This window comes from Desulforamulus aeronauticus DSM 10349, assembly GCF_900142375.1.
Lineage (GTDB): Bacteria > Bacillota > Desulfotomaculia > Desulfotomaculales > Desulfotomaculaceae > Desulfotomaculum > Desulfotomaculum aeronauticum.
The window spans coordinates 40,583-53,180 of sequence record NZ_FRAR01000006.1 but is presented as its reverse complement, the minus strand read 5'-3'; the positions used below and the strand labels follow the sequence as shown (position 1 = coordinate 53,180).

The window sequence follows — 12,598 nt, the reverse complement described above, 5'->3', positions numbered from 1 at the left end:
TTTTCTATTTAAAAATTAACAGGAGGTGTTGAAAGTAATCATTTTATAAAATTAAAGGAGGGGCTGTACTTGGACTACCGGAAAAATAAGACGCCAGTATTATTAGTGGCTATTGCATTCTTGGGCCTTTGTCTTCAGCTCCCGTTCCAAATGTTAAATCATTTACCAATTCAACAAAGAGTATCAGTAGGTGATAAACTTAGTTTTGACATTGGTTTACCTAAATATGTAGAGCAAAACTTATTAGAGTATTCTATTAAAAATAATGAAAAATCGATATCTATGATAAAAACAGAAAGCCTTACTCCTGTAGCAGCTACACCAGGTCAGTTAGATGTGCAGGTTAAACTTCTTGGCTTTATTCCGGTTAGACATATGACTGTCAGTGTAGTGCCGGAGATTAGAGTTATTCCCGGTGGACAGGCGGTTGGTGTTATGGTGGAATCCGAAGGAGTGATGGTTGTTGGTAGATCTGCCATTGTGGATGAGCAGGGTAAAAGACATAATCCAGCTGCGGAGGCAGGTGTTCAGTTAGGGGATACTCTATTAAAAATTAATGACCAAATAGTAGAAACCGAGAATCAGGCACAGGAGCTTATTAATAACATGGGCAAAGATGGTAAAGCACTGGGAATGGAGTTCAAGGACAGGGATTCTCATAAAATTTACCATACAAAAATTACACCAATTTACTGTAAGGAAACCAGACGATACCGGGTAGGACTTTTTGTCCGAGATAGCACAGCCGGTGTAGGGACCATGACATTTTATGATCCAGAAAGTAAATCCTACGGTGCTTTGGGTCATATTATCAGTGATATTGATACCTGTCGTCCCATCAATTTGAGTAAAGGCAAGGTTGTAGGAGCACAAATTGAGGGAATCAGAATGGGTAAAAAGGGACAACCTGGAGAAAAAATGGGAGTATTCCAGCGGGGAGAAGGTATTGTAGGAAATATTACGAAAAATACAAACTGTGGTATTTTCGGTAAACTTGATAAAGCCCCGGAAAATACTTATATGAAAGACGCTATTCCGGTAGCCATGGCCAATCAAGTAAAAGAAGGGCCAGCTGAGATTTATACAGTTCTTCAAGGAAATAAAATTGAGAAATATTCTATTACTGTAGAGCAAATCAATCTACATGGTCGTGCCGAAGGGAAAGGTATGATTATTCAAATTACAGATCAAAATCTATTGAAAAAAACGGGTGGAATTATCCAGGGTATGTCAGGAAGCCCCATAATTCAAGATGGTAGGCTTATTGGAGCGGTGACTCATGTCTTTGTCAATGATCCTACCAGAGGTTATGGAGTTATGGCAGAGTGGATGTTATATGATTCAGGAGCCTTCCCCAAACATGTGAGCGAGAGAAAAAAGGCAGAATTTGACGCTAGACGTAATGTGGCGTGTTTAATTAATCAAAATTTAAAATTTTAGTCAAATTTGTGTCGAATTGAATTAATTTAACCTTTTTAGTAAATTTTTCCGTTTTTAAAGAAGGAGTTTATACCTCGCCTGTCGAAAGCTATAGACACTAGAAAGATATTCCAGATAATGGAAAAGAAAAGAAAAGAAAAATAGGAGGCGGGGTCTTACATTATGATTAGAAAGGCGATAAAGGTATTATTAGCAGATGATAACAGAGAATTCTGTGAACTATTAAAGGAATTTATCAATCAGCAAGACGATTTTGTCTTAGTGGGGATTGCCAACAACGGATTGGAGGCATTGGAAATAATAGATCAGCAGTCACCGGATGTAATGGTGCTGGATGTTATTATGCCTCATTTAGATGGTATCGGTGTATTAGAGAAACTTTCCACAGGTGCTATTGCACATAAACCTAAGGTAATTATGTTAACTGCCTTTGGGCAAGAAAGCATTACGGCCCGGGCTGTGGAATTGGGTGCAGATTATTATATTTTAAAACCTTTTGATTTTGCTGTCTTAGCCAACAGAATCCGTCAATTGGCCGATGGTGTTGCAGTTGGTCAGTACATTTCTGTCAGTAAGCCTCGTAACTTAGATGTGGCAGTTACCAATATTATTCATGAAATGGGAGTTCCTGCCCATATCAAAGGCTATCATTATCTCCGTGAGGCGATCCTTTGTGTTATTAATGAAGTTAATCTTCTGGGGGCCGTAACCAAAGAACTTTACCCCATGATTGCACAAAAGTATCAGACTACACCTAGCCGTGTGGAAAGAGCTATTCGTCATGCCATTGAATTGGCTTGGGATCGTGGTAATATCGAGATGATGACTAAATTCTTTGGTTACACCATCAATCTGGAACGTGGTAAACCCACCAACTCAGAGTTTATTGCCATGGTAGCAGATAAATTACGGATTGAAAGTAAAGTTAGTTAGAATTTTCCCGGTTGAGATTAATAGTAATCACTTTTAGTTTGGAGATAATCCATAATAATTACACCGCTAAACAAGCGGTGTTTTTTTATAATGGAAGAATTATAATTGCCATAAAAATTAACAAGGAGTGAACCCTTAGTGAAATTAACTGTTTTAGTCGATAATAATACGCTGATTGATCGGTATTTCTTAGCGGAACCTGGCCTATCTTTCTTTATTCAAACGGGAAATAAAAAAATTCTATTCGACACAGGGTACTCTGATATCTTTATCCGAAATGCTGAGAAGATGGGAATTAACCTTAAAGAGCTAGATTACATAGTGCTATCCCATGGCCATATGGATCATACCTGGGGCCTTGAACCTTTAATACGCCTATATACTGAGTCAAGGATAGAACATAAGTCTCAAATTGCTCCTACGGTTGTGGCACATCCTTTGGTTTTGGAAACAAAAGTAGTTGAGGGAGTAGGAGAAATAGGAAGTATTGTATCCAAGACAAAACTATCCCATCACTTTAAACTGAATTTACAAAAAGAGCCAGTATGGTTAACCGAAAACCTAGTATACCTTGGTGAAATTCCAAGAATGTTTAAATATGAAGCTAACTCCCCAATGGGCTCTGTAATTAAGGAGTGTAAATCTACGGATGACTATTTAATGGATGACACAGGATTAGTGTTCAAATCAACCGAAGGGTTAGTAATTATAGTTGGTTGTTCACATGCTGGAATTTGCAACATTATTGAGTATGCTAAGAAGATCTGTCATGATGAGAGAGTCGTGGATGTTGTCGGTGGGTTTCATTTGCTGAATCCTGCTAAACAACAGCTGGATGGTGTTCTAAAATATCTAGAGACAGCACAGCCTAAGGAAGTTCATGCTTGTCACTGTACAGACCTTCATTCTAAGATTCAACTATCAAAGGTAGTAAATCTGAAAGAAGTAGGGGTTGGTTTGAGCCTGCAATACAATGGGAACTAGGACCTATAAAGCACCTCTCGGATGAGAGGTGCTTTATAGGTTTGATGCTTTTAATGTAATAATTTATAACTAGTTATCCGAAATAATTTACCAAACATTCTTCCACCATTTTTTTGCACAATATTGATAGAACCTTTGGCGTATTTGGAAAACAAAGGCTGACTGGTGGAATTTGATAGTTTTACTTGAGAGTACAGATTTAGCATGCCGGGAGTTGCTAGATCAATAGTTTCTTTCATTATTATAAACGCCCCCTTACATTACTTTCTGTTTGCAAATCGTAAGTGTAAGATAACTATACTATAAACCTACAATGTTTTTAAAGATAATCTTATTGGTATTATGGATAATAATAGGACTAAATGCCTGAAAGAGAAAAACTGACAAAATTAAGTTACATAAGGATAAAAAAGCAAGTCTTTTACGTAAGAGAATATAGCAAGATGAAAAACACCCAAATTGAGACTGTAAAGGAAAAAAATTACAATATTTGGGAGCTATACTTGACTTACCCTACTATTAACATTAGAATGAAGGTGGTAAGGTGGTGTATTGTGGATGAGTATAAGAGCAATCGCCCGAGTCGATAAAAGAACAAAAGATTTGGCTAAAAGAATACATGCCAACGAAATTGCCGTTATATGTCATAAGGAATTAGATAAAGTAGCAGCAGATTCATTAATTGCAGCTAAGGTTAAGGTTGTCGTTAACACAGTCCCCTCATTAAGTGAGGATTACCCAAACCAGGGGCCGATTACCCTATTAGAGGCGGGTATCTCCATTCTTGATAATGCTGGTAATCACCTCATGGAGGAAATCCGGGAAGGTGACGAACTGGAGATACGGGGCAACGTTGTCTGGCATAACGGACAGAAGATTGCTGAAGGAAATTTGCTAACACTTAGTCAGGTTAAAGATCACATGGAAGAATCCCGGAGCCGTATGGACCGGGTCTTGTCGCGTTTTATTCATAATACTTTGGACTATGCCCGAAATGAAGTGGATTTTGTTTGTGGGGGACTCAATATCCCTGATGTCACCACCTCATTTAAGGGCAAACATACCCTAATTGTTGTACGGGGTCACAATTACAAGCAAGACTTAAACGCCATCAAATCCTACATTGATGAAGTACATCCTGTTCTAATCGGTGTTGACGGTGGTGCTGATGCATTGCTGGAATTTGGTTATAAACCAGATATGATTATTGGTGATATGGATAGTATCACTGACCGAGCCCTTTGTTGTGGTGCTGAACTGGTGGTTCATGCCTATCCCGATGGTAGAGCACCGGGTATGGAAAGGGTTCATGCCTTGGGTCAACAGGCCAGAATTTTTCCTGCTCCCGGAACCAGTGAAGATATTGCCATGATGTTAGCTTATGAGAATGGTACCGAATTAATTGTGGCAGTTGGCACCCACTCCAATATGTTGGATTTTTTGGAAAAGGGTCGCAAGGGCATGGCCAGTACCTTCTTGGTACGCTTAAAAGTAGGGGATATCCTGGTAGATGCCAAGGGAGTTAGCCAACTGTACAAAAATCGTGTAAAAATGAAATATGTGGGCCAAATTTTGCTAGCCGGTCTGGTACCTTTGGCAGTTGTAGTGGCGATGGCCCCGCCCACCAGAGAACTGTTTAGATTACTGGTACTAAATGTAAGATTAATCCTTGGGGTGTAGGAGGACTCTAACTCTATGATTATAGATTATCGCTACCACATTGCTTCGTTAGTGGCAGTTTTTATAGCCCTTGGTATTGGTATTCTAGTTGGCAGTGCGGTATTGGGTAATGAAGTTATTGCAGAGCGACAGAAGCAATTGGCGGACAGGCTGGAAGTCCAACTGGAGGAACTACGGCAAAAGAATGAAGCCGTTCAGGCAAGGGCGAACAACTTGGAAATTGATAACAACATTCAGCGGCAATTTGAAAAACAAGTTTTACCGCCACTCATTACAGGCAAGTTAACGGGGAAAAGAATAGCCATTGTGGAAACAAACAGCTATGGTTTTCGGGACGATCTTGTCAACACACTATCTATGGCTGGGGCGACGGTCCAATCGGTAACCACTATTCTGGATGGTTTTGACGTAACCGGTCATAAAGAACAGTTACGTAGCGAGTTAGGTATTAACGATCAAAATGATAATGACATGATGAGTTTTTTAGCCAAGGAGACTGCCCGAGGCATTTTAACTGGGGAAAAACAGGCATTACTAAATACCTTGTCTCAATCAGAGCTTTTAAAACTGTCCGGTGATTATGGTGTGCCGGTTGATGCAGTAATATTCATTGGTGGAAGTCAGGATCAAACGTTGGTTAAGACTGAAATTGTGGATTACCCTATGATGGATTATTTTTTGCAGCAAAAACTACCTGTTTTTGGCGTGGAAGAAACTAACGTTACCTATTCTTACATGAAGTCATACCAAAAAAAGAGAGTTAGTACTGTTGATAATGTGGAATCGGCGCCCGGTCAATTGGCTCTGGTTCTGGCCATTGCGGACAAGCCAGGACATTATGGAGTAAAACCCACGGCTAAGCAACTACTGCCTCCCTTTGATACGACTGGGGGTGTCGGCAATGGTCAAAAAGGCCAAGGTGTCAGTGGTAATCCCCGCCCATAATGAGGCAGCTCGCATTTCAGATACTGTCAAAGGGGTACTAGATATCGCTGAGGTTTCTGAGGTGATTGTGGTGGATGATGCCTCCACGGATGAGACAGCTAAGCTGGCTAAGTTGGCCGGAGCTACCGTTATTGTACTGCCTCGCAATATGGGTAAGGGTGGTGCTTTAAATGTTGGTGTGGCTAAAGCTACCGGGGATGTCATTGCCCTGTTGGACGGCGACCTGGGATCTAGTGCTCGTGAAGCAAGGTTATTAGTTTTACCGATTTTAGAAGATCAAGCAGATATGACCATTGCCCGTTTTCCCCAGGCGAAAAAGAAGGCTGGCTTTGGTCTGGTGAAAAATCTTGCTCGGAAAGGTATCCGTTACTACGCCGGTTTGGAGGCTAATGCCCCCCTATCCGGTCAAAGGGTCATGACCCGCAGTGTGTTGGAAAAGGTGATCCCCTTTGCTTCCGGTTATGGCGTAGAAGTGGCTCTGACCATTAAAGTAGCCCGGGCAGGTTTTCGAGTAACAGAAATTGCCACCCAAATGTCCCACGCTGAGACAGGCCGGGATTTAAGGGGGTTTATGCACCGGGGGAAACAGTTCGTTCATGTAGCTAGAGTCCTAGCGGGTTGTTTTATGAAATATGGCCTAAGCCGTGCTAAGATTGAACAGTAACAAGCATTATTTAGATTATTTGTGGAAATAATATCCATTAGTTTTCAGTTTAATGGTTTACATAATGTAACCAATGATTCCGTGAGGTGTTCCATGATTCAAAGTTTCTACTGGCCGATGCTGTTGGCTGCCCTACTAGCTTTTGGGGTGGCTAAATTTATCCTAAACAGTATTTTGCAGCTCATTATAGAAGCAGGCTTTGTGAGACCCAATTTTCGAGGTGATAATATACCCGTAGGGGCGGGCCTTTTGTTTTTCGTGAGCGTCTTGCCCCCCACCGTTTTGTTTCTTATCCTTCAGTCGGATAGTGTGCATTTAGAGGGTCTTATTTTTCTGTTTGCAATTTGTGCTATGACCTTGTTGGGAATGGTAGATGATATCTTTGGCTCTCGGGCTGCCACCGGCTTGAAGGGTCATATCAAAAAAATGCTGCAGGGCGAATTAACTACCGGCGGCTTAAAACTGCTGGCGGGCGGCTTGATTTCCTTGGCGGTGGCAGTGGTGGTAAGTCACGGTTGGCAGCAAGTAATGGTTAATACTCTGGTCATTGCCCTCTCTATCAATGCTATTAATTTACTGGACCTTAGACCTGGTAGGGCTGGTAAAGGCTTTCTATTAGGGGCGGTACTTTTATTTTTAGGGGGCTGGCCTTCCCAGCAGCTATGCTGGCTTGCTGTTATGGTGGGGGCACTGTTGGCCTACCTACCCTATGATCTGAAAGCCAAAGCCATGATGGGAGATACCGGCTCCAATGCTTTAGGGGCAACCATTGGTATTACGGCAGCTATGGTTTTACCCGAAACTGCAAAGCTAGGCTATTTGGTTTTCTTAATTGCTTTTCACCTGTTGACCGAAAAATACAGCTTGACCAAAATTATAGAAAAAAATAAAATGTTAAATTACCTGGACCAGTTAGGGCGGAATCAATAAAATCCCCTTAGCTGGTTAATTTTTGTGCAACTTTGGCAGGTTTTTTTGTTAGACAAAACGAAATATTTAAGATAGTATAACGGAGGTTTTTCTATGAAAATTAACATAAAACCAGTGACTATATTTACAGCCAATTTAGGAAGCGGCAAAACAGAAATCTCCATTAATTTCTCCCGTATGCTGCAGCAGCGGGGGGATAAAGTTTCTTTGGTGGATTTGGATATTATTAATCCGTATTTCCGTACCCGCTTGGCCAAGGATAACCTGGCCAGCCAAGGTCTAAAGGTAATTTGTCCACCGGGGCATTTGGTAAATGCCGATGTACCAGCCCTGACTCCTGCCATTCGGGGAGCCCTGCAAGCATCTGAGGGATATTGTGTGTGCGATGTGGGTGGGGATGACGTAGGAGCCATTGCCCTAGGCGCGTACAGACCGTACTTAACCGAAGACCGCTTCGATCTATATTTTGTTGTTAACACCTGCCGTCCCTTTACCAGGGATCTTGCCGGTGTTTGTAAAATTATGGGCGATATTGAAAAAAACTCCCGTCTGAAGGTAACGGGATTGGTTAGCAATACCAATCTAGGTAGGCATACCGATCTCCAGATAATGTTAGAAGGTTACACCAAGGTGTCTCAAATAGCAGAACAACTGGAACTGCCAATGGCTTTTATGGCGTCCCCTCAAGAGCTGGTACCACAGATCAAAACCATTCTGCCGGAAGTACCCGTTCTACCTTTAGAATTTTATATGAAGACTCCCTGGGAAGAAGCCTTTGGCGAAGAGTAGTAGGTTTATTTCCAAGGTGCCATATTAACAAAATAATCATTCAATCAAGGAGGGAATATAGTTGGCCACAGTAACATTCCGAGAAGAACGCTGCAAAGGATGCGAGTTGTGTATTTCGGTTTGCCCCGAAAAAATTATCGTCCTGGCAGAGCATTACAATGCCATGGGATTTCACCCAGCTACCGTGGTAGAAATGGATAAGTGCAAGGCCTGTGCTATCTGTGCAAGGATGTGTCCCGATGTGGTAATTGAAGTAGTGAAGGAGGAGAAGCAGGATTGAGTAAAGTACTGATGAAAGGTAACGAAGCCATTGGCGAGGGTGCCATTCGTGCCGGTTGCCGCCATTTCTTTGGTTATCCCATCACCCCCCAAAGTGAGTTGCCCCACTACCTGGCCAAGCGCATGCCCGAGGTAGGCGGTGTTTTTTTACAAGCAGAAAGCGAAACCTCTTCCATTAATATGGTTTACGGTGCAGCCGGAGCTGGTTTTCGGACCATGACCTCATCATCCAGTCCTGGTTTAAGTTTGATGCAGGAAGGGATTTCTTATTTGGTCGGGGCTGAACTACCTTGTGTAGTGGTAAATGTTATGCGGGGTGGCCCGGGACTGGGCAACATTGCTCCGGCCCAAGGGGATTATTTCCAGGCTGTTAAGGGCGGTGGCCATGGTGATTATAAGCTGGTTGTCCTGGCTCCCGCTTCCGTGCAGGAAATTATTGATATGATGCAAGTCGCCTTTGATTTGGCGGATCAGTACCGTACCCCTGTTATGTTAGTTGGGGATGGTATCCTAGGCCAAATGATGGAACCCGTTGAGTTGGCTGATGAAGTTACTCTGCCGGAGGTTCCTGCAAAACCTTGGGCTGCCAGTGGCTTGAAGGGAAGAAAGAAGCCCAATATTGTTAATTCTTTATATATTGTACCCGAGGACTGCGAAGAGCTGAATCAAAGATTGTTTGCTAAGTATGATGTTATTGCCGCCCAGGAAACTCGCTGGGAAGAGTACCGTCTGGAGGATGCAGAAATCGTCTTAACTGGCTTTGGTACCGCAGCCCGGATCGCTAAATCCGTGGTGGATAAAGCCAGATCAGAAGGTATTAAGGCAGGTTTGATTCGACCTATCACACTGTGGCCCTTCCCCTCAGAGGTGTATGCCAAAGCAGCGGCACATGCTAATAAGTTTCTGTGTGTAGAAATGAGCATGGGCCAGATGGTGGAAGATGTTCGGCTGGCAGTGAACGGCAAGAAGCCCGTCCATTTCTATGGCCGTAGTGGTGGTATGGTACCTCTGGCCAAGGATGTTTTGGCAGAAGTCAAAAAACTCATGGCAGGGGGTGAATAGTCAATGGCTAAAGTAATTTTTAAACGTCCCGATTCCTTAACGGATAAACAATTCCACTATTGCCCAGGCTGTACCCATGGCATTATTCACCGTTTGGTGGCCGAGGTAATTGATGAAATGGGCTTACAGGATGATACCGTAGGGGTTTGTCCCGTTGGCTGCTCGGTATTTGCCTATGATTATTTCAATGTAGATATGTTCCAAGCTTCCCACGGGCGTGCACCCGCCGTGGCCACCGGGATCAAGCGTTGTCTGCCGGAGCGTACGGTGTTTACTTACCAGGGGGATGGCGATCTGGCTTCCATTGGTACGGCAGAAATTGTGCATGCTGCTGCCAGAAGTGAAAAAATCACTACCATCTTTGTAAATAATGCCGTCTATGGCATGACCGGTGGCCAAATGGCTCCCACCACCTTGCCGGGACAAAAAACCACCACCAGCCCGCGGGGCCGGGAAAAAGAACTGAATGGTTTACCGGTACGGGTTAGTGAAATGCTAGCCACCCTGGACGGTGCCGTCTATGTGGCACGGGTATCGGTGCATGATCCCAAACATATCGTTCAGGCTAAGAAGGCCATTCGGAAGGCCTTTGAAATTCAAAAAGCAGGCTTAGGCTTTGCCTTGGTGGAAGTTCTCTCTACCTGTCCCACCAACTGGGGACTGTCACCAAAGGAATCGATTAAGTGGTTGGCGGAAAACATGATTCCGTACTACCCCCTTGGTGTCTTCAAAGAACCAGCGGAGGTGAAGTAAATGTTGCAGGAAGTATTAATTGCCGGTTTTGGCGGCCAAGGGGTTCTATCCACCGGTCAATTGTTGGCCTATGCGGGTATGATTGAGAATAAGCAAGTGGCTTGGATTCCCTCCTATGGGCCGGAAATGCGTGGCGGTACGGCCAATTGTGGCATCACCATTTCTGATGAACCCATCAGTTCACCCTTAGTAACAGAGCCAACTACGCTCATTGTTATGAATCGTCCTTCCCTGGACAAATTTGAAAAATCAGTGGTGCCAGGTGGTTTAATTCTAATTAACTCTTCTTTGGTGGATCAAAAGGTAACACGGCAAGACTTGCAGGTGCTGGAAATCCCGGCCAACCGAATTGCCGAAGAACTGGGCAATACGAAAGTAGCTAATAACATCATTTTGGGGGTTTTAATTGAGCTGACCGGAATTGTCTCCCTGGAAGCTGTGGTGGAATCCTTAAAAAAGGTACTGCCAGCCCGGCGCCACAACTTAATTCCTGTTAATCAGCAGGCCTTAGAAAAAGGTATGCAACTGGCTAAAGAGTTCAAGAATAAGCAGTAGTATGGCTAGGCCCATATTCCAAACCGATATGGAAAAGCAAGCGAGAGGTGTTGTCCCACAAGGGATAGCACCTCTCGCTATGTAAAAATATATTTTGAGTTCTAAGCGGCATTACGGGTTTGAGGTTGTGGATCATTTTGCTTTGTAAGGCAGATCAAATATCCTCAATCTGCCAATCAATGGGTTCCTTACCCTGAGACACTAAAAAATTGTTAGCCTTAGAGAAAGGCTTACTGCCGAAAAATCCGGCATGAGCGGAAAGTGGGCTGGGATGAACGGATTTTATGATAAAATGCTGAGGGGCCTTGATAATACTTTGTTTCGTTTGGGCATTTTTTCCCCAAAGGATAAACACCACAGGGTTCTGGCGCTGACTCAGGAGAGCGATCACTTTATCCGTAAATAGATGCCACCCTATCTGCGCATGAGAGTTGGCTTGACCGGCGCGCACTGTCAGGGAAGTGTTCAGGAGTAAGACCCCCTGATCCGCCCATTTTTTGAGGTAACCATGGTTAGGGATACTGCAACCAAGGTCACTCTGCAATTCCTTAAAGATATTTTGCAAGGAGGGTGGGGCCGGTACACCGGGTTTGACAGAAAAACTCAGGCCATGGGCTTGGTTCGGGCCATGGTAGGGGTCTTGCCCCAGGATAACCACCTTTACATCTTGATAAGAGGTAAAATGCAGTGCGTTAAAAATATCGTACATATCAGGATAGATGGTTCGGGTTTGGTATTCCTGGATCAAATGCTTTCTCAGCTCTTGATAATATTCCTGATGAAACTCATCCTTTAATAATTCATGCCAATCATTTTTCAATATTTGCATCTTTATCACCCTCATTTATTATATCAACTATAATGAATGTAGTTAATCAATATTTGCAAAAACATGACGTAGTCCACCTTATAGGGAATGATGCACAATAACTGTGTCATCCTAAAGTCGATAATTATTGTATTGTATAAAAGGTAGCAAATCAATACAGAATATGGCAGAATATAGGCATATACAATTAACATAATGAATGGAGAAGTGAGATTATGAGTAATTTACCTAATTGCCCAAAATGTAATTCGCAATTTACATACGATGATGGAAGTCTTTTGATTTGTCCAGAATGTGGTCATGAGTGGACTTTAGAAGTAGGGACTGACAATAGTGAAGACAAAAATGTTGTCAAAGATGCAAATGGAAATATCTTAAACGATGGTGATTCTGTAACGATAATCAAAGACCTGAAAGTAAAAGGGAGTTCATCCGCCTTAAAAATAGGCACAAGGGTAAAAAATATACGTTTGGTTGAGGGAGATCATAATATTGATTGTAAAATTGATGGTTTTGGAGCTATGAAATTAAAATCTGAATTTGTTAGAAAGCTGTAAAGAAAAATTACTACAAGAGGGGTTGTCCGCTGGGACAGCTCCTTGTTTTTGTTCGCAAATTAGAAAGTATAAAAACTTCTGATTTGCATAAGGGCAAACTAAGCCTCCGCCGGCGTCTAAAGACTTGGCAGAGACAAGTTTTTCTAATATGGCAGTTTGGAAACTTTAATTTGCAATATTGTTCTAAGAAAGTTATCA

General features: G+C 42.7%; 15 protein-coding genes. 13 read left to right on the top strand and 2 right to left on the bottom strand.

Annotation, left to right across the window (positions count from 1 at the left end):
• The first annotated feature begins 69 nt into the window (after positions 1 to 69).
• The 3 genes from spoIVB (at position 70) to BUA78_RS02590 (ending at position 3,357) form a co-directional block, all read left to right on the top strand.
• The gene (spoIVB, locus tag BUA78_RS02600; protein ID WP_072910739.1) at positions 70 to 1,440 is read left to right on the top strand and encodes a SpoIVB peptidase; all 1,371 of its coding nucleotides are present in this window, start codon (positions 70 to 72) and stop codon (positions 1,438 to 1,440) included.
• Between the two features lie 162 nt (positions 1,441 to 1,602).
• On the top strand, positions 1,603 to 2,373 hold the full coding sequence (gene spo0A / locus BUA78_RS02595) for a sporulation transcription factor Spo0A (protein ID WP_072910738.1): 771 nt from the start codon (positions 1,603 to 1,605) through the stop codon (positions 2,371 to 2,373).
• 138 nt (positions 2,374 to 2,511) lie between these two features.
• Positions 2,512 to 3,357, top strand: coding sequence for an MBL fold metallo-hydrolase (locus BUA78_RS02590; RefSeq protein WP_072910737.1), 846 nt, complete (start codon positions 2,512 to 2,514; stop codon positions 3,355 to 3,357).
• 50 nt (positions 3,358 to 3,407) lie between these two features.
• On the opposite strand, the gene BUA78_RS02585 is transcribed toward BUA78_RS02590, so the two are convergent.
• Positions 3,408 to 3,596 carry a hypothetical protein gene (locus BUA78_RS02585; protein ID WP_072910736.1) on the bottom strand — a complete coding sequence of 63 codons (189 nt, stop codon included), beginning with the start codon at positions 3,594 to 3,596 and terminating at the stop codon, positions 3,408 to 3,410.
• Between the two features lie 319 nt (positions 3,597 to 3,915).
• Here BUA78_RS02585 and steA point away from each other — a divergent pair, with 319 nt between their 5' ends.
• From steA to BUA78_RS02540, 9 genes are all read left to right on the top strand, one after another.
• The gene (gene steA, locus BUA78_RS02580) at positions 3,916 to 5,037 is read left to right on the top strand and encodes a putative cytokinetic ring protein SteA (protein ID WP_072910735.1); all 1,122 of its coding nucleotides are present in this window, start codon (positions 3,916 to 3,918) and stop codon (positions 5,035 to 5,037) included.
• A gap of 15 nt (positions 5,038 to 5,052) precedes the next feature.
• Complete coding sequence (locus tag BUA78_RS02575) at positions 5,053 to 5,982, top strand: copper transporter (RefSeq protein ID WP_072910734.1); 930 nt, start codon at positions 5,053 to 5,055, stop codon at positions 5,980 to 5,982.
• Positions 5,939 to 6,646, top strand: a complete 708-nt coding sequence (locus BUA78_RS02570) for a glycosyltransferase family 2 protein (RefSeq protein WP_072910733.1) — start codon at positions 5,939 to 5,941, stop codon at positions 6,644 to 6,646. The genes BUA78_RS02575 and BUA78_RS02570 overlap by 44 nt, the downstream gene beginning before the upstream one ends.
• A 93-nt stretch (positions 6,647 to 6,739) precedes the next feature.
• On the top strand, positions 6,740 to 7,576 hold the full coding sequence (locus BUA78_RS02565; protein ID WP_072910732.1) for an MraY family glycosyltransferase: 837 nt from the start codon (positions 6,740 to 6,742) through the stop codon (positions 7,574 to 7,576).
• Between the two features lie 93 nt (positions 7,577 to 7,669).
• Complete coding sequence (locus BUA78_RS02560; protein ID WP_072910731.1) at positions 7,670 to 8,365, top strand: nucleotide-binding protein; 696 nt, start codon at positions 7,670 to 7,672, stop codon at positions 8,363 to 8,365.
• A gap of 61 nt (positions 8,366 to 8,426) precedes the next feature.
• A complete protein-coding gene (locus BUA78_RS02555) occupies positions 8,427 to 8,645 on the top strand; it encodes a 4Fe-4S binding protein (RefSeq protein WP_072910730.1) in 219 nt (72 codons plus the stop codon).
• Positions 8,642 to 9,706, top strand: coding sequence for a 3-methyl-2-oxobutanoate dehydrogenase subunit VorB (locus tag BUA78_RS02550; protein ID WP_072910729.1), 1,065 nt, complete (start codon positions 8,642 to 8,644; stop codon positions 9,704 to 9,706). The genes BUA78_RS02555 and BUA78_RS02550 overlap by 4 nt, the downstream gene beginning before the upstream one ends.
• A 3-nt stretch (positions 9,707 to 9,709) precedes the next feature.
• Positions 9,710 to 10,459: a thiamine pyrophosphate-dependent enzyme gene (locus tag BUA78_RS02545; protein WP_072910728.1), complete on the top strand. Its 750-nt coding sequence runs from the start codon at positions 9,710 to 9,712 to the stop codon at positions 10,457 to 10,459.
• Positions 10,460 to 11,014, top strand: a complete 555-nt coding sequence (locus tag BUA78_RS02540; RefSeq protein ID WP_072910727.1) for a 2-oxoacid:acceptor oxidoreductase family protein — start codon at positions 10,460 to 10,462, stop codon at positions 11,012 to 11,014. It begins immediately after the preceding gene.
• A gap of 154 nt (positions 11,015 to 11,168) precedes the next feature.
• Here the strand turns inward: BUA78_RS02540 and BUA78_RS02535 are convergent, their stop codons facing one another.
• A complete protein-coding gene (locus BUA78_RS02535) occupies positions 11,169 to 11,843 on the bottom strand; it encodes a uracil-DNA glycosylase (protein ID WP_072910726.1) in 675 nt (224 codons plus the stop codon).
• 215 nt (positions 11,844 to 12,058) lie between these two features.
• On the opposite strand from BUA78_RS02535, the gene BUA78_RS02530 reads away from it, so the two are divergent.
• The gene (locus BUA78_RS02530) at positions 12,059 to 12,400 is read left to right on the top strand and encodes a zinc ribbon domain-containing protein YjdM (RefSeq protein ID WP_072910725.1); all 342 of its coding nucleotides are present in this window, start codon (positions 12,059 to 12,061) and stop codon (positions 12,398 to 12,400) included.
• Positions 12,401 to 12,598: the final 198 nt, after the last annotated feature.